Origin of the sequence: Devosia polycyclovorans (genome assembly GCF_042181575.1) — a bacterium.
GTDB classification, from domain to species: Bacteria; Pseudomonadota; Alphaproteobacteria; order Rhizobiales; family Devosiaceae; genus Devosia; species Devosia polycyclovorans.
Map to the genome: position 1 here is coordinate 1,124,177 of NZ_CP170082.1, position 25,363 is coordinate 1,149,539.

The following is a 25,363-nucleotide window of genomic DNA, read 5'->3' on the forward strand; positions in this document are numbered from 1 at the left end:
ACTCCGAAAAGGCGAGAGCAAGGCCGGCAGGAAAGCCGGCCTTGTGAAGTTCAGGCCGCGCGGCTAGCGGGTAGAGGGATACTGCCCAGCATACGGTCAAGATCGAGCACGGTGACGAATTCGCCATTGCGCCGGCCGATCCCCTGGATGACCTGTTCGCCCCATCCGGCCGAAACTGGCGGCGGCGGGTCGAGCGTTGCCTGATCGAGCACGGTCACTTCGTAGACTCGATCGGCCCTCAGACCCAGGGTCAATTTGCCGTCCGCGCCGTTGATGGCGAGGACTACGATGCGGGTGTTCTCCGTATCGGGTGCCGGCTCCATGCCCAGGGTCAGGCGCAAGTCCAGCACCGGCACCCCCTGGCCGCGCACATCGATCATGCCGAGCAGGTTGCCCGGTGCCCGCGGCAGGCGGGCAATAGGCCGCATGTCGAGGATTTCGAGGACCTTGGCGACCGGCGCCGCGAAGATTTCCTCCGCGACGCCCAAGGTCACATATTGGGCTTGTTCAGCCATGGCTACCGATCCGCTCAGGCCGCGCCGCGACGGGTGAAATCACCGTCGAGATCGTCACCGGCGTCGCCCATATCGAGGTCGAAGCCGCCGCCGCTCTTGGCCTTTGGCTTGCTCTGGACCGGCTTGCGCGGGGCCATATGCGGCGCCTTGGCCAGGATGGCAGACTTGAGATCGGCCTTCTGGGCTGGCACGTCAGTCGCAACAGTTGTGATCGAGGCCGGATCGATGCGGAAGTAGCTGATGGCGGACTGGAGCTGCTCGGCCTGGCTGGCCAGTTCCTCGGAGGTGGCAGACATTTCCTCGGCGGCCGAGGTGTTCTGCTGGGTCACCTTGTCGAGTTGCTGGATGGCCGTGTTGATCTGGGCGGCGCCAGCATTCTGCTCCCTGGAGCCGGCCGAGATTTCTTCCACCAGCTCAGCGGTGCGCTGAATGTCCGGGACCAGCTTGGAGAGCATGTCGCCGGCCGACTGGGCGGCTTTGACCGTAGTGCCCGACAGGGTCGAGATTTCGCCCGCCGCTGCCTGGCTGCGCTCGGCAAGCTTGCGCACTTCGGAGGCGACGACCGCAAAGCCACGGCCATGTTCACCGGCGCGGGCAGCTTCAACTGCCGCGTTGAGTGCGAGCAGATCGGTCTGGCGGGCGATTTCCTGCACCACCATGATCTTTTCGGCAATGGTCTGCATGGCCGAGACTGCGTTGTTCACCGCTTCGCCCGAAGCAATCGCGTCGGCAGCGGACTGGCGGGCGATCTTTTCGGTCTGTGTGGCGTTATCGGCCGACTGCTTGATGGTGGCCGCCATTTCTTCCATGGAGGCGGACGCCTCTTCTGTCGAAGAGGCCTGTTCGGTAGCGCCCTGGCTGAGCTGTTCGGCGGTGGCCGACATTTCCTGAGATCCGGCGGCGACATTGCGGGTGGCGGCGGTAACTTCGCTGACGACTTCGCGCAGCTTGGCGGTCATGGCGTTGAGGGTCTTGATGAGGTCAGTGACCTCATCATCGCCCCTGGCTTCGGCAGTGGCCGAGAGATTGCCGCCTGCGACTTCTTCGGCCAGACGGCCTGCGCTGGACAGAGACTTGGAGATCGACATGACGATCCAGGTGGCGGCGACCAGAGCGATCAGTGCCGAGCCGACCAGCAGGCCGATCAACAGCATCGTCGAGGTCTGATAGAGTTCGGCCGCGTCTGCCTTGGCTTCGTCCATGATGGTCGCATTGCGGTCAATCATGGCCTGCAGAATGGCGCTGGCTTCGCGGCGCAGGGTGTTGACGTTCTGCATTTCCTGCAGAGCAAAGTAGTCGCCATTTTCCATGGAAATGGCCACAGCCTTGTCCATGGCGGCGACCATGTCGTCATAGGCAGCACGGGCTTCGTTAAAGAGGGCCATGTCGGAAGCGGGCATGGTGCGCTGCAATTGTGGTAGCCGAACGGCGTTGGCCTCGACGCCGGTCAAATAGTCGCTGTTCCAGGTTTCCTGCAGGGCACGGTCCTGGGTAGCGGCGAGCAACACATTGCGCTGCTGGCGAAACATGTCAGAGCCGGTCAGGAACATTTCGGTAGCGGCGCGATAGGCCGGAAATGCGGAGAGATCGCCGGCGTCGACCTTACGCTGCAGTGATGCGCGCAGGGCGCCCATGGTCTCTTCGAAAACGCCGAGCGAACCGCTGCCTTCGCTGCGGCTGATGGCAAGGGCGTTGGCATCGGAGTTTTTGAGCGTCAGTTCCTGGCCACGTTCGACTGCGGCCCATAGCTCGTTCACCTTTGTGATGAACTCCGGCAGTTGTTCCTTGATGGTGGCATCCATCGTATTGCCTTCGAGGAAGGCGTGCCCCTGGATCAGTTCGTCATAGTCCTCGCGCAGCGAGGCAACATAGCTTTCCTTTACAGCCTGATCCTTGGTGATGATCTGGGCGCGCACGCGAGATCCAAGGCTTTCCAGGCTGGTCTGCATCTGCGAGGAACGGATCAAATTGGCCGCGCGAACCTCGACGATGGTCTCCAACTCCTGGTTCAGCTGCCCCAAATTCTGCAGGGCCATGAACATGCTGGCGCCTGAGAGGGCGACGACCACGCCGAAGACGGCCGCCAATTTTGTCTTGATAGTCAGTCTCACGATGCAGACCTTTCTTCTGAAGCTGCGACGGGTGCGGTTCTTGCGCCCGAGATTTCGAAAATGCGTTCCATGTTCGGAATGATGATGAAGCCGCCATTGCGCTTGCCGATGCCCTTGATGAATTCAGGGCGCCAGCGCATGCCGACCTTGGGGGCCTCCTCTATGGAAGCGGCCTCGATATCGGTGACGTCGTGCACCTTGTCGGCCAGGATGCCGACAATGGCGGGCTCGCCATCCATGTCGACTTCCATCACGACGATGCGGGTATCCTCGTCCGGCTCGGCCCGGTTCATGCCGAACATGACGCGTAGATCGGCCAGCGGCACGACACGGCCCCGCACGTTGATCAGCCCGCCGACGAATTCGGGAGCATTGGGCACTTCGGTGATCGGCACCAGTTCGAGAATTTCGCGCACATGATGGGCCTCGACGGCAAACAGCTCGTCGTCTAGGCGGATGGTGAGCGCGTTCATCGCGTCGACCGGCGCGGTTTGGGCCAGTTCGACCAGTTTCATGGCCTGGCTCATGCAGCCCTCCCGGTGAGATTGCGATCCACATAACCCTGGCCGGCGGCCACCAGATGGGCGGTGTCGAGGATCAGGGCCACGGAGCCGTCGCCCAGAATGGTGGCACCCGAGAAGGACTTGATGCCCGAGTGGAGCTTTGAAAGCTGCTTGATGACGGTCTGGTTGTTGCCGATGATCTGGTCGACCACCAAGCCCACCCGGCCTTCTCCAGACGAGACGATCACCACCTTCTGGTGCGGCTCACTTTCGCCCTTGGTGCCAAAGACTTCGCGCAGCCGCAGATAGGGTACCAGCGCGCCACGAATATCGAGGAAGTTGCGGCCTTTGGCATGGGCTTCGATGCCCTCGGGCAGTTCCACGCATTCTTCCACGGCAGCCAGGGGGATGGTGTAACGTCCATTGCCAACCCGCACGAGCATGCCATCGATAATGGCCAGGGTCAGTGGGAGCCTGAGGGTCATGGTCGAGCCTTCACCGGGGCGGGAGGTGACATCGATGGTGCCGCGCAGCCCGTCAATGGTGCGCTTGACCACATCCATGCCAACACCGCGGCCTGACAGGGATGTCACTTTCTTGGCGGTGGAAAAACCCGGCGCAAAGATCAGGTGGTAGAGTTCCTGGTCGGTCAGTTTGGTCTCTAGCGTGATCAATCCGTTCTCTTCGGCCTTGGCGCGGATGCGCGCGGCATCGAGCCCGGCGCCGTCATCGGTCACCGAAATGGCAACTTCGGCACCTGAATAGACAGCAGAGAGCCGCACCACGCCCTTGGCCGGCTTGCCGGCTGCGGCGCGCTTGTCGGCGCTTTCTAGGCCGTGATCGATCGAATTGCGGATCAGATGCACCAGCGGATCGGCCAGTCGCTCGATCATGGTCTTGTCGAGCTCGGTGTCTTCGCCGGCGGTGATGAACTCGATGGGCTTGCCCAATTCGCTCGAAAGATCATGGATCAGGCGGCGGAAGCGGCCGAAAAGGGTGCCAATGGGCACCATGCGGATGCCCATGGTGGTGTCGCGCAGCCCCGAGGACAGGCGTTCGAGCTCTTCGGCAATGGTCTTCAGCGCCGTGTCCGAGCTCAGTCCGGCAATCTGGCTCAGGCGGGCTTGGGCAATCACCAGTTCACCAACGCGATCCATCAATTCGTCCAGCCGCTCGGCCGGGACGCGCAGGGAGGAAGCTGCGGCCCGGTCGGCGGTGTCGGCCGCAGCGACCGGCTTGTTACGGGCAGCGGGTGGCTGAGGTGTGGTGGCTATCGAAGCCGGTTCGTCCTCGACCCTGTTGGCTTCAACAGGTTTCTGGGTGTCGTCCGCTTCCTGAGCCAGAAGAGATGGCGTGTCCAGCCGGCTCAGGCTCAACTCCATGTTGTCGCGCAGGAACAGGAAGACATCCTCGATTGCGGCTGTGGGATCATCCGCTTCCAGATCGATGCGCCAGCCGATATGTGGCGTCTCCGGGTCGAGCACGGCCAGGTCGGGAACCCGGTCGGTCAGCGCGGTGATTGTGACCGGTCCGATTTCGGCCAGTTCTTCGAGCAGCAAGAACGGGTTGGTGCCATAGATCAACGCGTCTGAAGGCAGGTAGAATTCCAGCCGCCAGGTCGCCGTTTCGGCCTTGGGGGCCGGTTCTGCGGATTTCTCGTGGACCGGCGCCGGTGCTGGCTCGGTTTTGGGGGCGCCGGTATCGCCGTTCACGATAGCGCGCAGATTGGTCAGGATTTCATCGCCGCCCGAGATTTTGGCGTCGGGCGATTCGATCAGCAGGTGAATATGGTCCTTGGCGTCGAGCGCCACCCCGATCAGGGCTGCGTTGGCCTGGGTCTGGCCCTTGCGCACCTGGTCAAAGGCGGTTTCGAACTCGTGCACGAATTCGGCCACGGCAGTGAAGCCGAACATGGCCCCCGAACCCTTGATGGTGTGCAGGGCCCGAAAGGTGGAATTGACGAGATCGCTATTGGATGGATCCTGCTCGAGATCGAGCAGGCCCGCTTCGAGCTCGTCGAGCAGTTCGCGCGCTTCCTGGCGGAAGGTTTCAGTCGGGTCGGAAATGTTCATGCCCCGGTGACCTTCTTGATAATGGCCAGCAACTGGTCCTGCTTGAATGGCTTGACGATCCAGCCGGTGGCGCCGGCTTCCTTGGCCTGGCGCTTGAGCTCGTCATCGGACTCGGTGGTGAGCAGGATGATCGGAATGCCCTTGGAAGAGGGGTGCTGGCGGTATTTCTTGATGAATTCGATGCCGTTGAGCACCGGCATGTTGAGGTCGGTCAGGACGGCGTGCACCGTGTTGGTCGTCGCCACCTCGTACCCCTCCTGGCCATTGCCGGCCTCGAGCACGTCCAGCCCCGCACCGGTCAGCGTCATGGCCACCATCTGGCGGATGGAGGCGCTGTCGTCGATCGTCAGAATGGTTTTGGTCATCGCTCAGTGTCCTGCTGGCTTGTCGGGTTGTTCGGACCAGAAAGCGGCGTGCTCCTGTCCTGGGGTTAGAAAGCCGGCTTCACTCAGCACGGCCTGCAGCGCCCCCCCCCAGGGGCGCGAGCAAACGCAATTCCTTGCCTTGCGCGCGGGCACTGACCCGGGCGGCAAGCAGGGATTGCACGGTCGTCACATCGGCCGCGGACAAAGCCCGCGTGTCGATGGCGACGGCTGGGTGGTTTTCGATGGCTTGGCGCAGGTTCGTTGCAACTTCGGTTGCGTTCTTGATGCCTGCATCGCCCGTCAAGACGAGCATGTGTGTTCGTTCATCGGTCATGAGCATGACCGTGCGCAAAATACTGAGGATGACATTCTGTCTCTCTACCGCGAAAGGAGGCCGGGAAGTCGGTAGGCGAAAAGGACTGATGCGGGTGCGGTGCTCGCTATGCTGTTTCTATTGCCAATCTGTCCGCCGTATTCCCATCCGGCTTGGTACTATACTTGCATTCCTGGCTTAACCGATGGTTACCCAGTTGATCTTTCTGAAGTTTTTCGGTTCCTTCCCCAAATATTACTTCATATAGTATCGTTTTTAATCAATATGTATATGTTGTCTTGCATTGAATCGCCCTGAGTCGCCGGAGTTTGACCTCGAATCGATCGCGATTTGATGCAGAGTCAAACTTCAATAATTCGGTGGTTTATACTTTTTGATTCACTTGTCTTGTCGCCATGTGCCTGCGAAAAACTGGCGCGCCCGCTAGAAGGCGCGGGCACATACACCGATAGCGGTCAGCTAGACGGTTCTAGAAGCCAGCAGCGTGAGCTGGTTCTTCGGGCTGCATGATGGCACAAATCTCGGGCCATTTGGCGCGGAAGGCGGCGACGCATTGCGGGTCGAAATGGCTTCCGCTGCAGCGGACGATTTCTGCATAGGCGTTTTCGATCGGCCAAGCGGGTTTATAGGGGCGCTCGGAGCACAGGGCGTCGAAGACATCGGCTATGGCCACAATGCGGGCCTCGATGGGGATGTCGGTGCCTGAAAGGCGGTAGGGATACCCAGTGCCGTCCCATTTCTCGTGGTGGCTCTGCGCAATCAGTTCGGCGGTACGGATCAGCTCGGACCCGCCGCGTTCCAGAATGCGTGCGCCGATAGTGACATGCTCGCGCATGATGGCCATTTCCGCGTCGGTCAGCCGGCCCGGCTTGGACAGGATGGCGTCGGCGATGCCGATCTTGCCGACATCGTGCAAGGGCGCGGAGAGATAGATCATGCGGCAGCGCTCGGGTGACAGGCCGATACCTTCGCCGATCATCTGACTGATCAGCGCCACACGCGAGACATGCTCGCCGGTGCCGCCGTCGCGATATTCGATAGCCCGCGCCAGCCGGTAAATGATCTCTTCTTCGCGCGCCAGCAGATGGGCGGTTGCCCGCTCCACTTCGCGGGTTAGCCACTGGGCGCGGTCGGCCAGTTCTACCTGGGCCTGGCGCAGGGCCAGCAGGTTGGAGACGCGTGCCTGCAGTTCGATCGGGTCGAAGGGCTTGTGCAGGAAGTCCGTGGCCCCCGCCTTGATGGCCTCGATGCGCACGGTCTTGTCGAGGTCGGAGGTCACCATGATGATGGGAACGATGCGATAAGACGGCTGCGAGCGTAGCGCGGCGGTGAAGGCAACACCGTCCATTTCAGGCATGATGTGGTCGACGATGATGAGGTCGAACTGGTAGGACTGGCAGATGTCCAGCGCTTCGAGTGGATTGAGGCATAGCTCAATCTCGCCCGTCACAGCTTCTTTGACGATGCTGCCGATCAGCGCAAGGCTGGAGCGGCTATCATCGACGATCAGCAAACGCATTGTCTTGCGGCCCCGCCCGAATTGCACCAACCATATGAGAAGTACAATTAGGTGAAGCTTAACAGGAATCGGGCCGTGGCAATGGCTTGCACTATTGGTTAGCAGTGTACTGACGCCATCGGGAAGACTCACACGCATGGCAACGAGCCGGATTGCCGGCGGGGCCGATGGCAGCCGAAAAGGCCGCTATCGGAGGGCCTGTCGTGGTCTTTGAGCCCATGCAAGCCGTCGGGCGCGAATTCTTGAGACACCGGAAGGACAGCGACGGCCGGCTAGTTGCTGACTGCCTGCTTGGCCACCGGCCGGGTAGCAGATCGGGCGGCGCCCAAGTATGCAATGGAGGAAAAAGCAGTGAACACGATCGATCTTGAGGGGCAGGTGGCGGTGGTCACCGGCGGGGCGCAGGGGCTCGGCTTTGCCATTGCCCATCGGCTGCTGGCGTCGGGCGCCAAGGTGAGCCTGTGGGACAAGGATGTCGACCTGCTCGAAAAGGCGCGGAAGGCGCTGGGCGCTGGGGCGTCGCACCAATGCGTCGATGTCACCGATCTTGACGCGCTTGAACGGGCCCATACGGCAACGCAAGCCGAAGCGGGGCCGGTATCGATTCTGGTGCACTCGGCCGGCATAGCTGGAAACAATGCGACGCTGGATCAATATGATCCGGACGAATGGCGGCGGGTCATCGAAATCAATCTCAACGGCACCTTCTACGTCAACCGCGTGGTGGTGCCGGGAATGAAGGCGCGCAATTACGGTCGCATCGTCAATATCGCCTCGATTGCCGGCAAGGAAGGCAATCCAACTGCTTCGGCCTATTCTGCGGCAAAGGCGGGCGTCATTGGCCTAACCAAGTCGCTGGGCAAGGAACTGGCGAGCTTCGATATTGCGGTCAACGCCATCACCCCGGCGACCGCGAAGACGCGAATTCTCGACAGCCTGACCGATGAATTCATCACCTATATGCTCTCGCGCATTCCGCGCGGCCGCTTCCTTGAAGTGGAGGAAGCCGCGGCCATGGTGGCCTGGCTGGTGAGCCGCGAGAACAGCTTTACCACCGCCAGCGTCTTCGACCTCTCGGGCGGACGCGCCACCTATTGATGTCAGGCGGTAGTGGCGGGCATCCGACGCCATCGCCGCTCCGATAGATCTCGATAGTGGTGTGACCGATTTCGCGCAGCTGCGCCAGGCGTCCTCTACCTTCCTGCTCACGGCAGCTGGATCGGCGCCTGGGGCCAATGCAATCTCCAGCGCTGCCATGGTTTGGCCCGAGGGCAGCGACCGTCGCCGTTTTACACAATACCGGCAGCTTCGACATTGGGTCAGTGGAGAGGACTTGTCCATGCGGAGCGCGACTATGCGAGTGCGCGCCAGCGTCCGCGGCTTTGTAGGACAACACTAAGGTGCGGCAGCCTATGCCGACGATCTCATTGGTGACGCGGACGGCCGCTCCTTGGCTGCTGTCTTGCCAGAATGAGGAAGGCCGCCGAACCTTCTCGGTTCAGCGGCCCTGGCAGTGGCCCTTAGTAGTGCACCGATTTCGTATCGATCGGCGTGGTCTGCGGCGGGGCGAACTTGGTCAGGTCGATGCCTTCCACCGCGCTCTTGTATTCCTCGGCGCTCGGGGTGCGACCCAGAATGGCCGAGAGCACGACGACCGGAGTTGAGGCGAGCAGGGACTCGCCCTTCTTCTCGGCGCTGTCTTCCACCACGCGGCCCTGGAACAGACGGGTCGAAGTGGCGAGCACGGTGTCGCCCTTTTCGGCCTTTTCCTGGTTGCCCATGCACAAATTGCAGCCCGGGCGCTCGAGATAGAGAATGTTTTCATACTCAGTGCGCGCGGTGTTCTTGGGGGCAGCATCGTCGAACTCGAAGCCGGAATACTTCTGGAGAATCTCCCAGTCGCCTTCTTGCTTGAGTTCATCGATGATGTTGTAGGTTGGGGCGGCCACTACCAACGGCGCCTTGAACTCGACCTTGCCCTCGGCTTTTTCGATGTTCTTGAGCATCTGGGCGACGATTTTCATGTCGCCCTTGTGCACCATGCACGAGCCGACAAAGCCCAGGTCCACCTTCTTGGTGCCGCCGTAATAAGACACGGGACGGATGGTGTCGTGGGTGTAGCGGCGCGAAACGTCGGAGTTGTTGACGTCCGGATCGGCAATCATCGGCTCGTTGATGTCATCGAGATCAACCACGACCTCGGCGAAATATTTCGCATTGGCGTCTGGCTTCAATGCGGGCTTTTCGCCCGAACGGATCTCGGCGATGCGGCGATCCGCCTTGGCGATCAGGCCCTTGAGCGTACCGGCGGCATTGTCCATGCCCTTGTCGATCATGATCCGGATGCGCGACTTGGCGATTTCGAGAGACTGGATCAGCGTCTCGTCATTGGAGATACAGATCGAGGCCTTGGCCTTCATCTCTGCGGTCCAGTCGGTGAAGGTGAAGGCCTGGTCGGCCAAGAGGGTGCCGATATGCACCTCTATGATGCGGCCCTGGAAGACATTGTCGCCATGCTGCTTGAGCATCTGCGCCTGGGTGGCGTGGACGACGTCGCGGAAGTCCATATGCGGCTGCATGGTGCCCTTGAATGTCACCTTGACCGATTGCGGGATCGGCATGGTGGCTTCGCCGGTCGCCAGCGCGAGCGCCACGGTACCCGAATCGGCGCCAAAGGCCACGCCCTTGGACATGCGGGTGTGGCTGTCGCCACCAATGATGATGTCCCAATCGTCCACGGTGATGTCGTTGAGCACCTTGTGGATGACGTCGGTCATCGCGTGATAGCTGCCCTTGGGGTCGCGGGCGGTGATCACGCCGAAATTGTTCATGAAGGCCATGAGCTTAGGAATGTTGGCCTGGGCCTTCTTGTCCCAGACCGAGGCCGTATGACAGCCCGACTGGTAGGCGCCGTCGACCAGCGGCGATATGACCGTGGCGGCCATGGCCTCGAGTTCCTGCGCGGTCATCAGGCCCGTTGTGTCCTGCGAGCCGACGATGTTGACCTTGACGCGCACGTCCGAGCCGGCATGCAGCACCTTGCCCGGCGTCACGCCGACGGCATTGCGGTTGAAGATCTTCTCAACCGCGGTCAGGCCCTGGCCCTCAATGGAGATTTCCTTGTTGGCGGCGAAGACCGGGGTCGGCTCGACGCCGAGCGTCTCGGCGGCGAAGGTCTGCAGCTTCTTGCCAAAGACGATGGCGTAGGACGAGCCCGCCTTCATGAATTCCATTTTCTGCGGCGTGAAGGCCGCAGCGATATCAGCCAGCTCATTGCCGGCCTCGTCGGTCAGCTTCTTGTTCTTGGTGTCAATCTTGAGCACGGTGCCGGTCTCGACCGAATATTTCTGCTCGAGAACCGGATTGCCCTCATTGTTGAGGATCGGCTTGCCGTCCGCGTCTAGCTTCTTGACCCAGTTCTTGAGATTGAGCCCGATGCCGCCGGTCACGTCGACCGTGGTGGCAAAGATCGGGGAAATGCCATTGGTGCCGGCCACGATCGGGGCGATGTTGACGAAGGGCACGTAGGGACTGGCCGGCTTGCCGGTCCAGAGCGCCACGTTGTTTACGCCCGACATGCGCGAGGAGCCCACACCCATGGTGCCTTTTTCGGCGATCATCATCACCCGCTTGTCCGGGTGCTGGGCCTGCAGGGCAACGATTTCCTGCTGCGCTTCGGGCGAGATCATGCATTTGCCATGCAGTTCCCGGTCGGCGCGCGAATGGGCCTGGTTGCCGGGCGAGAGCAGGTCGGTCGAGATATCGCCTTCTGCTGCGACATAGGTAACGAGCTTGATCTCGTCCTCGACGTCAGGGAGCTTGGTGAAGAATTCTGCCTTGGCGTAGCTTTCCAGCACATCGGTGGCCACGGCGTTGCCGGCCTTATAGGCATCGCGCAGGCGGAACATGTCGGCGTCGTAGAGGAAGACCTGGGTCTTGAGCACGTCGCCCGCCTTGGCCGCGATGCCGGCGTCATCGCCCAGTGCAATGTCGAGCAGCACCTGAACCGAGGGACCGCCCTTCATGTGCGAGAGCAGTTCCAGGGCAAAGTCCGGCGTGATTTCGGGAACCAGCACTTCCCCCAGGATGATATCCTTGAGGAAGGCGGCCTTGACGCTGGCAGCGCTCGTGGTGCCGGGCAGCGTGTTGTAAATGAAGTATTTGAGTGCGTCGGCGCGATGCGGGCTTGCTTCGTCGCGGATGAGGGCAATGATCTCCCCGGTCAAACCACCTGCGTCGATGGGCTTGGGCGCCAGCCCCTGCTCTTTTCTGGTTTCGATTTCAGCCAGGTAATCGGAGTAGAGGGACATTGCAATCTCAACGTGATGATGGGTGGGAGCCAATCTGCCGGATCAGCGGCAGGGCGCCACCGGTTCCTTGCGTTCTTGGGTAGGCCAACCGAAGCCGCCGAACAAGTACCGCATTTGTGCCTGGCCAGTAGTATTTGTTTCGGCAAGGGCCGGTCCGATAACGGCAATGCCCGGCTGACCCGTGGTATTGGCAATGGCCTGCGCAATTGGATAGCAGTGCATCAAGGCAAATGGCGCAAGAGGCAGACATGGCAGGGAACCGCATCGCGGTGATTGGCGGCGGCCCGGCCGGGCTGATGGCAGCCGAGACGGTGGCGGAGCAGGGCGCCGATGTCGTGCTGTTCGAGGCGCAGCCAACAATTGGCCGCAAATTGCTGATGGCCGGCAAGTCGGGGCTCAACATTACTCATGCTGAGGCAAGGGGTGAATTCGACGCGCGCTATGGCGGTGCGCGGGCGCATCTGCAGGCCGCGCTCGACAGATTTTCAGCCCAGGCATTGCGGGATTGGTGCGCAGAACTGGGCGTCGAGACTTTTGTCGGCTCCTCCGGGCGGGTCTTTCCCAAGGCCATGAAAGCCTCGCCGCTCTTGCGCGCCTGGCTGGTCCGCCTGAACGCACAGGGCGTTGCAATCCGCCCGCGGCACCGCTGGACCGGTTTTGCGCAGGATGGGCTGCGCTTCGATACGCCGGAAGGTCCGGTGACGGAGCGGTTCGATGCCGTGGTTCTGGCCCTGGGTGGCGCGAGCTGGCCCCGGCTGGGCTCGAATGCAGCCTGGGTGCCCTGGCTCGAGGCCAAAGGCGTGCCGCTGTCCCCCTTCCGTCCCGCCAATTGCGGGTTCGAGGTTGCCTGGTCCGCCCCCATGGTCGAGCGGCATGCCGGCCAGCCGGTCAAGGCGGTGGTAGCCAGCAGCGCGGCGGGTCGCATTGCCGGAGAGTTTGTCGTCACGCATTGGGGTGTCGAAGGCAGCCTGATCTATGCGCATGCCGCCGCCTTGCGCGATGCACTGGAGCGCGATGGTGCCGCCTATCTGGCGCTGGACCTGGTGCCGGGTCGCAGTGTTGAGCGGCTGTCCCGTGACCTGGCGCGGCAACCAGCCAAGGCGAGCCTGTCGAACCGGTTGCGCAAGGGGGCCGGGCTGGACGGGGTCAAACTGGGTATGCTGCGCGATTTGGTTGCCGACATTGCCCAGCTGCCTTCGGATGCCCTGGCGGCGGCCATCAAATCGGTCTCGCTCCCGATAGAGCGGCCGCGCCCCATTGCCGAAGCGATCTCGGTGGCCGGCGGTGTCGGCTGGGACGGGGTTGACGGAACCCTCATGCTCAAGGCGCTGCCCGGCGTTTTCGTGGCTGGCGAAATGCTGGACTGGGAAGCGCCGACCGGCGGCTATCTGCTGACGGCATGCTTTGCAACCGGCCGGGCGGCCGGCCTGGCGGCAGCGGCCCATGCGATGGGGCGGGAGCCGGGATAAACCTCCCGGGTGGCCGGGCCGCTTATTGCGGCACCGCCGCCGGACAAGCCGTGCCATCGCCTGTCCAGTCAATTTCTACCGTCGCGTGGCCGATATCGTGTTCACTGGCCAGCCGTTCCTTTACGGCCGACGTTACGCCTACCGGATCGGCGCCGGGGGCCAGGGCAATGTCCAGCGTTGCCATGGTCTGGCCCGAGGACAGCGACCAGACATGAAAGTGCCCGACATCGGCCAGTCCCGGCACGACGCTGCGCAGATCCGATTGCAGCGCCTTGATGTCGATACCGTCGGGCGCGCCTTCCATGAGAATGTTGAAGGTGCGGGTGAGCAGCGCCCAGGCGCTTCTGAGGATGAGGAGGCTTACCAGGAGGGACAGGATCGGGTCGATCGGCATCCAGCCGGTCAGCCAGATGATCACCGCCGCGGCAATGGCGCCGACCGAGCCGAGCAGATCGCCCAGCACATGGAGCAAGGCGCCCTTGATGTTGACGTGATCGGCATCGGCGCCGGAGAGAATGCGGAAGACGACCAGATTGACGATGAGCCCGAGCACGGCGACGACGAACATTGGGCCGGCCAGCACCTCTTCGGGCGCAAGAAAGCGTTGCACGGCCTCATAGGCAATCCAGCCGACCAGCGCGAACAGCGAGAGCGCATTGATCAGGCCTGCCAGCACTTCCAGCCGCGAATAGCCAAAGCTGCGGCGGATGTCGGCAGGGCGGCGGCCGAGCCGGAAGCCGAGCCAGGCCAGGAACAGTGCCACGGTGTCCGTCAGCATGTGGCCGGCATCTGCAATCAGCGCCAGCGAGCCGGAGAGATAGCCGCCGATCACCTCGGCCACCATGAAGCTGCCGGTGAGGCACAGGCCGATCAGCACGGCACGCTCATTGCCTGCGCTCACTCTGGGCGCGTGGCTGTGGCCAGCGTGGTCGTGGCCATGTTCGCTGTGGTCATGGCTATGCTGATGTTCAGGCACCCGGGTCTCTCCGTTTGACATACATATGAACATACATTCATGCGTTGTTATGTCAAGATGCTCCTCGCTGCCAACGAGGTGCGAAAGTGGAGGTTCCGGCGGTCTAGGGCAGGCACTCAGCCGCGGATTTCGTCTTCGTCGGAGGGATCATGATCTTCCATGGCATGGTCGATCATATCGGCCAACATGCGGGCAATGTGAGCGTCGGCAGCTTCATAGAGAACCTGCTTGTTGCGGCGCGTGCCGCGGACCAGCCGGGCGGCGCGGAGCAGGCGCAGATGGTGGCTGACAAGGGACTGGCTGGCGCCGGTGGCCTTGGCGATGTCGCCAACGGCGATGGGGCCTTCAAGACAGGTGAGGACGACCTTGAGCCGCGTGGGGTCGCCGAGCAGGCGGTAGGTTTCGGCGATGACGGACAGGTGGTGGTCTTCTGGCAGGGGCACGGCGCTTCCCATTGGCTCAATGGCCAATAGTTATGGTGCTTCGGCCTGGCTGACCAGTCTGGTAGGCCTCACACGCGCTGGCCATCCGCGTCGATGACCACGCCGCCATCTTCCTTGGTGAAGGGAATGCCGAGCGCCTCGGGCAGGATGTCGAGCACGACTTCGGAGGGGCGGCAGAGGCGCACGCCATGATCGGTCTCGACAAAGGGGCGATTGATTAGGATCGGGTTGGCCAGCATGGCCTCGATCAGCTCTTCATCGGACAGGGCCTCATTGTCGAGGCCAAGCTCGAAATAGGGGGTGTCCTTGACGCGAATGGCATCGCGCACTTTGAGGTCGGCGCGCTCGATCAGTTCGACCAGGCGGTCGCGGCTGGGTGGGGTTTCGAGATAGAGGATTACCTCTGGCTCGATGCCGGCGCCGCGGATCATGGCCAGGGTGTTGCGCGAGGTGCCGCAATCGGGGTTGTGATAGATGGTGACGCTCATGTGGATCGCTCCGTTTGCGTGCGCAGCAGCCAGGCGGACAGGGCCAGGGCCAGAAGGCCGCCCAGGATCTGGGCGATGATGAAACCGGGCACGTCGGCCGGGCCGATGCCGGCAAAGCTGGCGGTCAGCGCCCGGCCGATGGTGACGGCGGGGTTTGCATACGAGGTCGAGGCGGTAAACCAGTATGCGGCAGTGATATAGAGCCCGACGCGCATGGCGATGTGCTCGGGCGCGTATCTGAGCGAGACCAGAATGGTCAGCACAAGCCCGAATGTCGCCACCGCCTCGCTCAGCCATTGGCTGGGACCATTGCGCGGGTCAGCATAGGCCGAAACCAGTGGCAGGTCGAACATCAGATGCGCCAGTAGCGTGCCCAGCATGGCGCCGCAGATCTGTGCGAGGACATAAAGCCCCGCATCTGCCGCGCTCAATTGCCGCCGCAGCGCCATGACCAGGGTTACCGCCGGGTTGAAATGGGCGCCCGAGAGCGGTCCGAGCACACCGATCAGCACCACCAGGATGGCCCCGGTGGCGATGGTGTTGCCGAGCAGGGCCAGGGCAATGTCGTCAGTCAGGCGCTGCGCCATGATGCCCGAGCCGACCACGGTGGCGACCAGGATGCCGGTGCCCAAAGCCTCGGCGGCGAGATTGCGGAGCCGGTCAGCCATTGGTGGTCTTGTCGGTGGCGCCTTCTAGCTTGCCGATGTCCTTGAGCTTGGCCTGGAGCGACATCTTGTCGATGGTGGCCAGCGGCAGGGCGGCAAAGACTTCGATGCGACGGCGCAGATAGTTGGCCGCATTGCGGAAGGCGCTGACCTTGTCGATCTCGCTGCCTTCGACGGCGGCCGGATCCTCGACGCCCCAATGGGCGGTCATGGGTTGGCCGGGCCAGAAGGGGCAGGCCTCGCCCGCCGCATTGTCGCAGACGGTGAAGACGAAATCGAGCTTGGGTGCGTCGGGGGTAGCGAATTCGTCCCAGGACTTGGAGCGATAGCCTTCGGTGGGCAGGTCCATTTCCCTGAGTGTATGCAAGGCCAGAGGATGGACTTCGCCCTTGGGCTGGCTGCCGGCCGAATAAGCGCGAAACCTGCCGCCGGGCACGGCGTTCATCAGCGCTTCGCCCAGAATGGAGCGGGCGGAATTGCCGGTGCACAAGAACAATACATTATAGACGCGGTCGGATGCGGCGTCGGTCATTGGCGAACCTCCTCAGGCGCACAACAGGGGGTGATGTCCTCGATCAGCGGCGCGCACAGTTCCGGGCGGCCACCGCAGCAATCATTGACGAGATAGCCCATGACCGCGCGCATATGGTCGATTTCGGCGCGGTAGGTGACCGTGCGGCCCTGCTTTTCGGCCACCAGCAGGCCGGCGCGGGTCAGTTGCGCCAGATGGGTCGACATGGTGTTTTGCGGCACGTCGAGTTTCCGGGCGATTTCGCCGGCCGGCAGGCCGTGGGGTTCGTGCTCGACCACCAGGCGAAAGGCGGACAGCCGGGTGGGCTGGGCCAGCGCGGAAAGCGCGTCAATGATTGCTGTATCATCCATATATCTGGATTTATCGATATATTGTGACGGTTGCAAGACGGTGGGGAGGCATGACGATACCGCCATGCTGGATCCCTCCCCACCATGGGGAGGAAATGAGGTGCCCCGACTGCTGGGAATGGGCACTGGGTCCTTAGCGATAACCCGCAGCCTGCAGCTCGAACAGTTCGGCGTATCGGCCCTTGAGCGCCACCAATTGCTCATGCGTGCCGGCTTCGAGAATGGCGCCATTGTCGAGCACCAGGATGCGATCGGCCATGCGCACGGTCGAAAAGCGGTGGGAGATGATGACGGCGGACTTGCCTGCCGCCAGGCCCTTGAAGCGGGCAAAAACTTCGGCTTCCGCCTTGGCGTCCAGCGCGGCGGTGGGTTCGTCGAGTATGATCAGTTCGGCGTCGCGCATATAGGCGCGGGCGATGGCCACCTTCTGCCATTCGCCACCCGAAAGATCGCGGCCTTGGCGGAACAGGCGGCCCAATTGCTGGTCATAGCCCTTGGGCAGCTTGGCGATGACGCCGTCGGCCAGGCTCTGCTCGGCGGCGGTGTCGATCCGGGGTTGATCCTCGCGCGCCTCAATGCGGCCGACCCCGATATTGTCGCGGGCGGAAAAGCTGTAGCGGATGAAATCCTGGAAGATCACCCCGACATGGGTATGGATATCGACCGGCGCCATGTCCTTGAGGTCGACCCCATCGATGGTGATGCGCCCCTCGCTGGGATCGTAGAGCCGGGTCAGCAGCTTGACGATGGTGGTCTTGCCGGCGCCATTCTCGCCGACAAGCGCGAGGGTCTCCCCGGCCGGCAGTACGAAGGAGAGATTGCGCACCACCCAGGTGTCGGTCTCGGGATATTTGAAGCCCACATTGTCAAAGACAATGCCGGTGCGGATCGGCGCCGGAAAGGGCTTGGGCTCGGCCGGCGCCAACACTGTCGGTTCGATCTCGAAGAAAGAGAACAGGTCATCCAGATACATGGATTGTCCGGCAATCTGAGTGAAGCCGAGCAGGATGCGCTGAAACAGGCCATTGAGCCTGAGGAAGGACCCGGAAAGAAAGGCCAGATCGCCCAAGGTGAAGGCACCGGTGATGGTGCGCCAGACGATGAAGCCATAGGCGGCGTAATAGGCCAGGCTCGCAATGGCGGAAAACAGGGCGCCCCAGCTGGCGCGCAGCGTAGCGACGCGGCGGTTCTCAATGAAGATCTGATGCGCCAGTTTCTTGAAGCGAGTGACGAGATAGCCGCCCAGCCCAAAGAGCTTGACCTCCTTGGCGGTCTCGGCGCTGGCGCCGATGTGGCGGAGATATTCGAGCTCCCGCCGCTCCGGCGTGCGCCAACGGCTCAGCATATAGGCCAGCGAATTGAACCGGGCCTCGCCCCACACCGAGGGGATAAAACTCAATGGCAGCAACAGGATCAGCCAGGGGGCGTAGAAGAACAGGCCCGCGGCCAGGGTAAAGACGGTGATGATGTCCTGTGCCTGCCCGAAAATCTGGCTCAATAGCGCATTGCGCCCGGCAGCCTGGCGGCGCGCCCGCTCCAGCCGGTCCTGATATTCGGCACTTTCGAAATGCTGCAGATCGAGCCGGGCGGCATGCTCCATCAATTCGACGCTCACCTGGTTGGAATGGAGTTCGGACAGCACCGAATCCACCAGGCCCGTGGCCCGCGCGACCAAATCATTGGCCAGCACCAGTGCCAGTTCGAGCAGGAGGAAGCCGATAATGCCGTTGAGCGCGCCGGCGTTGAGCCAGTCGAGAATGTGGGGGCCGGGTGGGGTGATTGATGTGAGCCGTACCACTTCATCGACAATCAGCTTGGCGGCATAAAGCACGGCCACCGGCTGCACGGCCGCCAGCAGGCGCAGCACCATGCTGGCCGTGGTCAGACCCTTGCTGGTGCGCCAGATCTGCGCAATCAAACGTCCCAAATGCGCAAGATTGTCGATCTGGTCACGAAGAGTCGGGCTGGTTTCGGGAATGGGCGGCGGACGGCGCCCGGGCAGGTCACTCATGGCGGCAATGTATCGGCTTCCCAACCAGGCGGGAATAGGGACAAAGCCCTGAGCGCATTACCTTTTGGACAGAATTGTCCGCATCATGGCAAATTGCGTAAAAAGCCCGCCAGATCACTGGTGACATGGTGCACATGTGGCCCGGTGGAGCGGCCCAGTTCCCAGGCCTCGACCTGCTCATGGCTGAAGTCTTCGCTGGCCACCACCTGTACCGTTGCCATGCCCTGTTCGTGCGGCACCACCAGGTTCTTTTCGAGATCGTCGAACATGATGGCCCGGGTCGGATCGATGCCGTGATTGGCGAAGAACCCGTCATAGGCCTTTTTGTGCGGCTTGGGCACAAAGGTCATGGCGCGAATATCGTACACATGTTCGAAAAGATGATCGCCTCCCAGGCGCCTGAGGACCGAACGGGCGTGGCCGGTGTCGCCATTGGTCAGGATGAACTTGCGGCCCGGCAGGTCGGCGATGGCTTCAACCAGGTTCGGATGCGGATCGACCGGCGAATAGTCGATGGCGTGCACGGTGTTGAGGAAGTGGTCGGGGTCGATGTCGTGCTTGTGCATCAGCCCGTTCAGCGTGGTGCCGAAGTCGCGGTAGTAGGTCTTTTGCAGGGCGCGGGCGCTGGAGAAGTCCAGGCTGGTCACTTCCATCACATAGTGGGTGATCAGCGTGTCGATCTGGGCGAACAGATTGCATTCACGCGGGTAGAGCGTGTTGTCGAGATCAAAGACCCAGTCGGTGACGTGGTCGAGACTGTTGTGGGGGCGGGGCAATGCGGTCATTGCCGCACCATGACACAAAAGGATGAAAGCCGCATCAACGAGGGACGGATGCGGGGCCCGAAGGCCCCGCAGCGCGCTTATTTTGTCTTGGAATTGGCCGTGACGGTCAGGCCCAGCGCCTGGATCAGGCCGGCCGGGTTGGATGCGGCAGCGGCCAGGACCAGCACGGAGGTCGGGCTGGGCGGATTGACCGCCACTTCCAGGCTCTGCGGATCGTCGAGGAAGTCTGAAACCGGCGGAACGACCACATCGTTGAGCGCGGGAATGCCACTTTCGGCGATCATGGCCGGGACCATGGCCTTGAGACCTTCCACGAAGGTTGCACGATCCGCGCCGGACTGAGCGGCGAACATGTCGAGCAGCTTTGGCGCGAGGCCGGCATCGTCATAGCGCAATGACATGCCGGAGATTGCCAGGTTCTGGGCGATTTCCATGCCGGCCATCATCTGCTGAGCCTGGGCTTCCTCGCTGGTTGGATCGAGATCGGACGCCTGCATGGCGTAGATCTTGTCGAGCATATCGAGGGTGAAGCCGGAAATATCGGCGGTGAAGTTGATTGCGCCGATGTCGGCGAAATCAAGCAGCATCTCTTCGAAAACCAATTGCCCATCGGCCATGGTCCAACTCACCGACTGGGTGACGTTGCCCGAGATCTTGGTGAGGCCCAGCGCGGCAATAACGGCACCGGCTTCGGGTTCCTCTTCGGCCACGGTGGAGAGATCGGCCCAGATATTGGTGATCGCGACGTTCGAGTGAATGGATTCCAGGGCATCATTGGCGTCATAGGCAAATTCGGACACCGCTTCCATGCCGTCGACCTTGATGACATCGACGCCGTCGCGGGTCACAGTCAGCGGGCCAGTGGCCATGCGGCCGATCAATTGCACCAGCACTTCGGCGCTGGTTTCGCCTTCCGGCGGCAGCCAGAGATCTTCGGCGACCATGTCGACCAGGGTCAGGTGACCGGCATGCTCGTCGCCGAATTCGATGTCGAGGTCGGGCGTGGTCAGGCTGTCGGCAAAATAGCTGCCATCCTCATTCTCCACGACGCCCGAAAAGGTCAGTTCGGTTTCGAGGGTCATCGGGTCCATGCCGGTCATGGTCACGGTGACCCCGTCGACTGTGATGGTGTCGCCCGAAAGCGTGGCCGGGCCGAAGCTCATATCATAGCCCATCACCTTGTAGACAGCCTCGATGCGGTCAACAAAGGTCTGGGCGTCCAACGCCATGGCCGGCTGCACAAAGGCAAAGGCGGCCAGTCCGGTTGCGGTCATCAGGCTGGTGGTCTTGATCGTTCTGATCATCGTATTCATGTCCCTCTTATAGTCTTGCGCGTGCCGGAATGGTCCAGTCCTGCAGAAGTGTCGACAGATTGCCCCTTGCTTCGGCAAATGCAATGGCGACATGGCGGAAATAGGTCAGCCCGCTATAGATGCGGTTTATTTCAACATAATGTCGGGTGGTTCGCTCAGTCCATATGCAGGAACTGGCGATAGGCCGGGTTCTGTGTCTCATCCCAATAGGGGAAGCCGATAGCGTCGATATGGGCGAAGAAGTCCTCGCTCGTCTCGGGTGGCACCTGCACGCCCACGAGCACCCGGCCATAATCGGAGCCGTGATTGCGGTAGTGGAACAGAGAGATGTTCCAGGCGTCGTTCAGGCCCTCGAGAAATTTCAGCAGCGCGCCGGGCCGTTCGGGAAACTGGAAGCGGAAGACTTTCTCGTCGGCCAGGCCCGCCGCGCGTCCGCCGACCATGTGTCGAACGTGGAGCTTGGCCACTTCGTTGTCGGTCAGATCGGTCACTGCCAAGTCGCTGTCCTGCAAGAACTCAATGATCTCGCGCTTTTCGGCATCGCCGCGTGCGAGTTTTACGCCGACAAAGATGCGGGCGCTGTCCCCGGCGCGATAGCGGTAGTTGAATTCAGTGATGGCGCGATTGCCGATCAGGCGAATGAAGGCCCGGTAGCTGCCCGGGCGTTCGGGAATGGTAACGGCCATCAGCGCCTCGGCCCGCTCGCCGATCTCGGCCCGCTCGGCCACATAGCGCAGCCGGTCGAAGTTGACGTTGGCGCCAGAATTGATGGCGATCAGGGCGCCTTCCTCTGGTGCGTTGCCGTTCTCGATGTCACGCCGCAGTCCCGCCAGCGCCAGGGCGCCCGCCGGTTCGGTGATGGCGCGATGGTCGTCGAAAATATCCTTGATGGCGGCGCAGATTTCGTCGGCAGAGACAGTGACGATATCGTCCAGCAGATCGCGGCACAGCCGGAAAGTCTCATCGCCCACCTGGCGCACCGCCACCCCATCGGCAAACAGCCCGACCCGGTCAAGCGGTACTGGTTTGCCAGCGGCGATCGCCGCCTTCATGCTGGCTGCTTCGTCCGGTTCCACGCCAATGACGCGGATTTCGGGACGGAGGAATTTGACAAAGCTGGCAATGCCCGCCGCAAGTCCGCCGCCCCCCACGGGCACATAAATGGCGCCGATGGGCTCGGGGTGCTGGCGCATGATTTCCAGCCCGACCGTGCCTTGGCCGGCGATCACATCTGGGTCGTCGAAAGGATGCACGAACACGTGCCCGTGTTTTTCAGCCAGACCCGCCGCGTGGGCGCGGGCTGCATCGAAACCGTCGCCAAACAAGACAACTTCGCCGCCAAGGCGCTTGACCGCATTGACCTTGATGATCGGCGTGGTGGTGGGCATGACCACAATGGCGCGGATGCCCAGCCGGGTGGCGGAGAGCGCCACACCCTGGGCATGATTGCCGGCGGAGGCGCAGATCACGCCGCGGGCTCGTTCCTCGGCAGTCAGGTGGACAATGCGATTGTGGGCGCCGCGAATCTTGAAAGAAAAGACCGGCTGCAGGTCTTCGCGCTTGACCAGGATGTCGTGTCCCAGCCGCGCGGACAGAAGGTCCATCTTCTCGAGCGGCGTCTGGACAGCCACCTCATAAACCGAGGAGGTCAGGATCTTGCGGACATAGTCGGTCATCGGTCGGTCTCGGGCGGCTCTTGATTATGGCGGTGATGGACGCCTGCTGACAGCAAATGTCAACTTCGGGCGATACTGGCTCGAGGTGATCATCGGTGTCCACAGCGCTGCGCCGACTGGGTCGATGCCGAACATGCCCTGCGACACGCGCCCGATTGTGTCGTAAACGGTGTCGGTATGCACCGGCATGGCGAGTCTGCCGCTGCTAGACAATCAAAGGATCGGAACAGTGGCGACGCTCTATTATGTGCAAGGCTTTCGACAGAAGGGCCGGAAGCTGGAGCCTGACCAGCCGCAGCAGTCCAAATCAGCGGAAGCGGCGATCGCATCGGCCGAGCGCATTGCCCCGATGCGCGCCGGGGTGTGGGCCTATTCGGCCGATGTGGATGTCGAGGCCGACACCTATGACGAACCCAAGGTTCTGTTCAAGGCCGGCATTCTGCCCGAAGGTGTTGCCGATTGAGTCAGGGTCTCGCTGTTCTGGCGGGATGTATTTTCTGATCGTTTGAATGGGCCGTTGTGGCCCATTCCCGTATTTTGAGGAATATGCATGTCCACCAGTGAAGCCGGAGCCGCTGCGCCGCCCGATCCACGCCGCTGGCTGGCGCTGGGCATCCTGCTCATTGCCAATTTCATGAACCTGATCGATGTCACCATCGTCAATGTCGCGCTGCCGTCCATGCGGGACAACCTTGGGGCGTCGAACAGCCAGATCGAATGGGTCGTAGCGGCCTATGTGCTGGCTTTCGCCCTAGGGCTGCTCCCCTTCGGTCGGCTGGGTGACGTTGTGGGGCGCACCCGGATGTTTCTGATTGGCGTTGTCGCCTTCACCCTGGCTTCGGCCCTGTGCGGCATGGCGGGGTCCATCGAAATGCTGATCGGCGCGAGGGTGTTGCAGGGGCTGGGCGGCGCGATGATGACGCCGCAGGTGCTGGCCATCGCCACCGTAACCTTCCCGCCAGAAGAGCGCGGCCAGGCCTTTTCCCTGTTCGGCCTGTCGGCCGGGTTGGCCGCCGTCTGCGGGCCCATCCTGGGCGGCATTCTCATCGATGCGCAGCTGTTCGGCCTGGACTGGCAGCCCATCTTCCTCGTCAACATTCCGATCGGCATCGCCGCCATCGTCGCCGGCTGGTTTCTTATTCCGCGGCTGCCCGGCCATCCTGATCTCAGCAACGACTATGCCGGCATTGGCCTGTTCGGCGCCGGCATCGTGGCCGTGGTCTTCCCGATTATAGAAGGGCGGGCGCTGGGCTGGCCAGCCTGGAGTTTTGCCATGATGGTGGCAGGGCTGGGGCTGCTTGTAGGGTTCTTCTTCTGGCAGAAGCATCGTGCGCGCATCGGCCGGCCGCAATTGCTGAACTACGACCTCTTGGCCAATCGCGACTATATGTTCGGGGCCTTGGTTGTGACCATTTTCGCCTCGGGTATTCCAGGCATGTTCATGGTCATATCGCTGCTGCTGCAGGCCGGTTTCGGGTTCTCCCCCCTGCAGTCGGGCCTCACCAATACGCCGTTCTCCGTGGGCGTATTGATTGCTTCCTTCATTGCCGGGCGTTTCGGCTCGCACTATCTGCGCAGCCGCGTGGCAGCGGCCGGGGCCATGCTGGTTATCGGCATTGGCTGGCTGCATTTGGTGATCGCCGGAACCGGCAGCAGCATCGATCCCTGGAGCTTCCTGACGCCGCTGCTGATTGCGGGCATTGGTTTGGGAACCGGCTTTTCCTCGCTGTTCCAACTGGTGCTGCGCAATGTTCCGCCGCGCGACGCCGGGGCAGGTTCGGGTGCCCTGCAGGCGTTCCAGCAAGTTGGAGGTGCGCTTGGTGTGGCGCTGGTGGGGCAGATTTTCTTCTCGCAACTGGCAGGTAATCTTGCCGTCGGCAATGGTCCGGAAGCCGCCTTTGGCGGGGCGGCGGCGCTGTCGCTGTGGTATCAGGTGGTCGCGTTCGGCCTGGTCCTGGCACTGGCCTTTGTCTTCAAGGGTAGCAGCCGGCTGCCAAGCAAGGACAAGGCCAGGCCTGTTGTCGCGGAGGTCTGAACCCTGCCGGGCGTCCGGGGCGCGTGAACCTTGCGGTATCGCGTTCCGCGCCAGTTCGTCAAACCAGCAACTGCCAGGTTTGGTAGGCGGCCAGTAAGATGACGAGCCCGCCCACCAGGATCATCAGCCGCCTTGCGGGGATGATCCGGACCACAAAGCCGGCCAGGGGCGCAGCCAGCACGCCGCCGACAACCAGACCGGCGACCGACCAGATGTGACCATATAGGCCGTCGGCCTGTTGCCAGTGACCGGTGAGGAGCGCGGTCAGAAAGGCGGCAGACACCGCGGTGGTGACGAAGAACTCCACCGTGTTGACCGTGCCCACGACAAAGCGCGGCGCTCCGCCCGACCCGATCAGGCTGGAGGTGACGATGGGTCCCCAGCCGCCGCCGCCCGCGGCGTCAACGAAGCCGCCGGCCACCCCGAGGGGCGCAACATAGGCGGCGCTATGCTCCTGGTAAGGCGCGCGACTCCGGAAGGCCCGAAACAGAATATAGGCGCCCAGCAGGCCCAGATAGACTGTCACGAAGGGGCGTAGCGCAGCACCATCAATCGAGGTCAGTACATAGGTGCCCAGCACGCCGCCGGCGATGCCGGCCGGGGCAAGACGCCAGAACAGGCGCCAGTTCACGTTGCGGTGGCTGATGTGGCTGGTTGCCGACGCCGCAGTGGTGAACATTTCGGCGGCGTGAACGCTGGCGGATGCCGTGGCCGGGGGCAGTCCGAAACCGAGCAGCATGGTCGTGCTGACCACGCCATAGGCCATGCCGAGCGCGCCATCGACGATCTGGGCCAGAAATCCCACGATTGCAAAAACCAGAAACTCTGAGCCCATATTGCCTCCTCACGCAATATGAGGATGCTATCTTGATACTCTATCGTGTTGATAGG

The 25,363-nt window shown here is 62.2% G+C and carries 23 protein-coding genes; 4 read left to right on the plus strand and 19 right to left on the minus strand.

The genetic code is table 11. The features are described 5' to 3' along the window. Nucleotides 1-50: 50 nt before the first annotated feature. The 7 genes from ACE4RL_RS05770 to ACE4RL_RS05800 all read right to left on the minus strand — a co-directional run bounded on the left by ACE4RL_RS05770 (nt 51) and on the right by ACE4RL_RS05800 (nt 7,419). Entirely contained in the window at nt 51-515 is a 465-nt protein-coding gene (locus ACE4RL_RS05770) for a chemotaxis protein CheW (protein ID WP_375599563.1), read from the minus strand. Between the two features lie 14 nt (nt 516-529). Next, the gene (locus ACE4RL_RS05775) at nt 530-2,626 is read right to left on the minus strand and encodes a methyl-accepting chemotaxis protein (protein WP_375599564.1); all 2,097 of its coding nucleotides are present in this window, start codon (nt 2,624-2,626) and stop codon (nt 530-532) included. Beyond that, complete coding sequence (locus tag ACE4RL_RS05780) at nt 2,623-3,153, minus strand: chemotaxis protein CheW (protein WP_246349565.1); 531 nt, start codon at nt 3,151-3,153, stop codon at nt 2,623-2,625. The genes ACE4RL_RS05775 and ACE4RL_RS05780 overlap by 4 nt, the downstream gene beginning before the upstream one ends. After that, entirely contained in the window at nt 3,150-5,201 is a 2,052-nt protein-coding gene (locus ACE4RL_RS05785) for a chemotaxis protein CheA (protein WP_375599565.1), read from the minus strand. The genes ACE4RL_RS05780 and ACE4RL_RS05785 overlap by 4 nt, the downstream gene beginning before the upstream one ends. After that, the gene (locus ACE4RL_RS05790) at nt 5,198-5,566 is read right to left on the minus strand and encodes a response regulator (RefSeq protein ID WP_157290713.1); all 369 of its coding nucleotides are present in this window, start codon (nt 5,564-5,566) and stop codon (nt 5,198-5,200) included. The genes ACE4RL_RS05785 and ACE4RL_RS05790 overlap by 4 nt, the downstream gene beginning before the upstream one ends. 79 nt (nt 5,567-5,645) lie before the next feature. After that, complete coding sequence (locus tag ACE4RL_RS05795) at nt 5,646-5,906, minus strand: STAS domain-containing protein (RefSeq protein WP_375599566.1); 261 nt, start codon at nt 5,904-5,906, stop codon at nt 5,646-5,648. 463 nt (nt 5,907-6,369) lie between these two features. Beyond that, nucleotides 6,370-7,419: an HD domain-containing phosphohydrolase gene (locus ACE4RL_RS05800; protein WP_375599567.1), complete on the minus strand. Its 1,050-nt coding sequence runs from the start codon at nt 7,417-7,419 to the stop codon at nt 6,370-6,372. 351 nt (nt 7,420-7,770) lie between these two features. On the opposite strand from ACE4RL_RS05800, the gene ACE4RL_RS05805 reads away from it, so the two are divergent. Next, a complete protein-coding gene (locus tag ACE4RL_RS05805) occupies nt 7,771-8,517 on the plus strand; it encodes an SDR family NAD(P)-dependent oxidoreductase (RefSeq protein WP_375599568.1) in 747 nt (248 codons plus the stop codon). A gap of 422 nt (nt 8,518-8,939) precedes the next feature. On the opposite strand, the gene ACE4RL_RS05810 is transcribed toward ACE4RL_RS05805, so the two are convergent. Further along, nucleotides 8,940-11,729 carry a bifunctional aconitate hydratase 2/2-methylisocitrate dehydratase gene (locus ACE4RL_RS05810; protein ID WP_375599569.1) on the minus strand — a complete coding sequence of 930 codons (2,790 nt, stop codon included), beginning with the start codon at nt 11,727-11,729 and terminating at the stop codon, nt 8,940-8,942. A 248-nt stretch (nt 11,730-11,977) separates the two neighbouring features. Here ACE4RL_RS05810 and ACE4RL_RS05815 point away from each other — a divergent pair, with 248 nt between their 5' ends. Then, entirely contained in the window at nt 11,978-13,198 is a 1,221-nt protein-coding gene (locus tag ACE4RL_RS05815) for a TIGR03862 family flavoprotein (protein ID WP_375599570.1), read from the plus strand. Nucleotides 13,199-13,220: 22 nt separating this feature from the next. Here ACE4RL_RS05815 and ACE4RL_RS05820 read toward each other — a convergent pair whose 3' ends face one another. From ACE4RL_RS05820 to ilvA, 10 genes are all read right to left on the minus strand, one after another. Beyond that, nucleotides 13,221-14,174 carry a cation diffusion facilitator family transporter gene (locus ACE4RL_RS05820; RefSeq protein WP_375599571.1) on the minus strand — a complete coding sequence of 318 codons (954 nt, stop codon included), beginning with the start codon at nt 14,172-14,174 and terminating at the stop codon, nt 13,221-13,223. A 116-nt stretch (nt 14,175-14,290) separates the two neighbouring features. After that, nucleotides 14,291-14,617 (minus strand): ArsR/SmtB family transcription factor, encoded by a 327-nt coding sequence (locus tag ACE4RL_RS05825; protein WP_375599572.1) that lies wholly within the window; start codon nt 14,615-14,617, stop codon nt 14,291-14,293. Nucleotides 14,618-14,685: 68 nt separating this feature from the next. Further along, nucleotides 14,686-15,105 (minus strand): arsenate reductase (glutaredoxin), encoded by a 420-nt coding sequence (arsC, locus tag ACE4RL_RS05830; RefSeq protein ID WP_375599573.1) that lies wholly within the window; start codon nt 15,103-15,105, stop codon nt 14,686-14,688. Beyond that, the gene (locus ACE4RL_RS05835) at nt 15,102-15,773 is read right to left on the minus strand and encodes an aquaporin (RefSeq protein ID WP_375599574.1); all 672 of its coding nucleotides are present in this window, start codon (nt 15,771-15,773) and stop codon (nt 15,102-15,104) included. Before ACE4RL_RS05835 ends, arsC begins: the two co-directional genes overlap by 4 nt. Next, nucleotides 15,766-16,302 (minus strand): arsenate reductase ArsC, encoded by a 537-nt coding sequence (locus tag ACE4RL_RS05840; RefSeq protein WP_375599575.1) that lies wholly within the window; start codon nt 16,300-16,302, stop codon nt 15,766-15,768. The genes ACE4RL_RS05835 and ACE4RL_RS05840 overlap by 8 nt, the downstream gene beginning before the upstream one ends. Beyond that, nucleotides 16,299-16,652, minus strand: a complete 354-nt coding sequence (locus ACE4RL_RS05845) for an ArsR/SmtB family transcription factor (RefSeq protein WP_375599576.1) — start codon at nt 16,650-16,652, stop codon at nt 16,299-16,301. The genes ACE4RL_RS05840 and ACE4RL_RS05845 overlap by 4 nt, the downstream gene beginning before the upstream one ends. Before the next feature lie 133 nt (nt 16,653-16,785). Continuing rightward, nucleotides 16,786-18,663, minus strand: coding sequence for an ABC transporter ATP-binding protein (locus ACE4RL_RS05850; protein WP_375599577.1), 1,878 nt, complete (start codon nt 18,661-18,663; stop codon nt 16,786-16,788). Between the two features lie 83 nt (nt 18,664-18,746). Continuing rightward, nucleotides 18,747-19,448: a pyrimidine 5'-nucleotidase gene (locus ACE4RL_RS05855; RefSeq protein WP_375599578.1), complete on the minus strand. Its 702-nt coding sequence runs from the start codon at nt 19,446-19,448 to the stop codon at nt 18,747-18,749. 77 nt (nt 19,449-19,525) lie between these two features. Then, on the minus strand, nt 19,526-20,761 hold the full coding sequence (locus ACE4RL_RS05860; RefSeq protein ID WP_375599579.1) for a hypothetical protein: 1,236 nt from the start codon (nt 20,759-20,761) through the stop codon (nt 19,526-19,528). Between the two features lie 155 nt (nt 20,762-20,916). Further along, on the minus strand, nt 20,917-22,437 hold the full coding sequence (gene ilvA, locus ACE4RL_RS05865) for a threonine ammonia-lyase, biosynthetic (protein ID WP_375599580.1): 1,521 nt from the start codon (nt 22,435-22,437) through the stop codon (nt 20,917-20,919). A 229-nt stretch (nt 22,438-22,666) separates the two neighbouring features. Between ilvA and ACE4RL_RS05870 the strand changes: the two genes are divergently transcribed. Then, nucleotides 22,667-22,900, plus strand: coding sequence for a hypothetical protein (locus tag ACE4RL_RS05870; protein WP_104893255.1), 234 nt, complete (start codon nt 22,667-22,669; stop codon nt 22,898-22,900). Between the two features lie 87 nt (nt 22,901-22,987). Then, nucleotides 22,988-24,472, plus strand: coding sequence for a DHA2 family efflux MFS transporter permease subunit (locus ACE4RL_RS05875; protein WP_375599581.1), 1,485 nt, complete (start codon nt 22,988-22,990; stop codon nt 24,470-24,472). A gap of 58 nt (nt 24,473-24,530) precedes the next feature. Here the strand turns inward: ACE4RL_RS05875 and ACE4RL_RS05880 are convergent, their stop codons facing one another. Further along, nucleotides 24,531-25,307: a sulfite exporter TauE/SafE family protein gene (locus ACE4RL_RS05880; protein WP_375599582.1), complete on the minus strand. Its 777-nt coding sequence runs from the start codon at nt 25,305-25,307 to the stop codon at nt 24,531-24,533. Nucleotides 25,308-25,363: the final 56 nt, after the last annotated feature.

Excerpts from the sequence above, each read along its gene's own strand:
- ACE4RL_RS05860 (WP_375599579.1), bottom strand. The coding sequence starts at position 20,761 with ATGAATACGATGATCAGAACGATCAAGACCACCAGCCTGATGACCGCA.
- ilvA (WP_375599580.1), bottom strand. The coding sequence starts at position 22,437 with ATGACCGACTATGTCCGCAAGATCCTGACCTCCTCGGTTTATGAGGTG.
- ACE4RL_RS05785 (WP_375599565.1), bottom strand. The coding sequence starts at position 5,201 with ATGAACATTTCCGACCCGACTGAAACCTTCCGCCAGGAAGCGCGCGAA.
- ACE4RL_RS05815 (WP_375599570.1), top strand. The coding sequence starts at position 11,978 with ATGGCAGGGAACCGCATCGCGGTGATTGGCGGCGGCCCGGCCGGGCTG.
- ACE4RL_RS05855 (WP_375599578.1), bottom strand. The coding sequence starts at position 19,448 with ATGACCGCATTGCCCCGCCCCCACAACAGTCTCGACCACGTCACCGAC.
- ACE4RL_RS05875 (WP_375599581.1), top strand. The coding sequence starts at position 22,988 with ATGTCCACCAGTGAAGCCGGAGCCGCTGCGCCGCCCGATCCACGCCGC.
- ACE4RL_RS05795 (WP_375599566.1), bottom strand. The coding sequence starts at position 5,906 with ATGCTCATGACCGATGAACGAACACACATGCTCGTCTTGACGGGCGAT.
- ACE4RL_RS05810 (WP_375599569.1), bottom strand. The coding sequence starts at position 11,729 with ATGTCCCTCTACTCCGATTACCTGGCTGAAATCGAAACCAGAAAAGAG.
- ACE4RL_RS05770 (WP_375599563.1), bottom strand. The coding sequence starts at position 515 with ATGGCTGAACAAGCCCAATATGTGACCTTGGGCGTCGCGGAGGAAATC.
- ACE4RL_RS05835 (WP_375599574.1), bottom strand. The coding sequence starts at position 15,773 with ATGGCTGACCGGCTCCGCAATCTCGCCGCCGAGGCTTTGGGCACCGGC.
- ACE4RL_RS05800 (WP_375599567.1), bottom strand. The coding sequence starts at position 7,419 with ATGCGTTTGCTGATCGTCGATGATAGCCGCTCCAGCCTTGCGCTGATC.
- ACE4RL_RS05840 (WP_375599575.1), bottom strand. The coding sequence starts at position 16,302 with ATGACCGACGCCGCATCCGACCGCGTCTATAATGTATTGTTCTTGTGC.
- arsC (WP_375599573.1), bottom strand. The coding sequence starts at position 15,105 with ATGAGCGTCACCATCTATCACAACCCCGATTGCGGCACCTCGCGCAAC.
- ACE4RL_RS05790 (WP_157290713.1), bottom strand. The coding sequence starts at position 5,566 with ATGACCAAAACCATTCTGACGATCGACGACAGCGCCTCCATCCGCCAG.
- ACE4RL_RS05880 (WP_375599582.1), bottom strand. The coding sequence starts at position 25,307 with ATGGGCTCAGAGTTTCTGGTTTTTGCAATCGTGGGATTTCTGGCCCAG.
- ACE4RL_RS05845 (WP_375599576.1), bottom strand. The coding sequence starts at position 16,652 with ATGGATGATACAGCAATCATTGACGCGCTTTCCGCGCTGGCCCAGCCC.
- ACE4RL_RS05850 (WP_375599577.1), bottom strand. The coding sequence starts at position 18,663 with ATGAGTGACCTGCCCGGGCGCCGTCCGCCGCCCATTCCCGAAACCAGC.
- ACE4RL_RS05780 (WP_246349565.1), bottom strand. The coding sequence starts at position 3,153 with ATGAGCCAGGCCATGAAACTGGTCGAACTGGCCCAAACCGCGCCGGTC.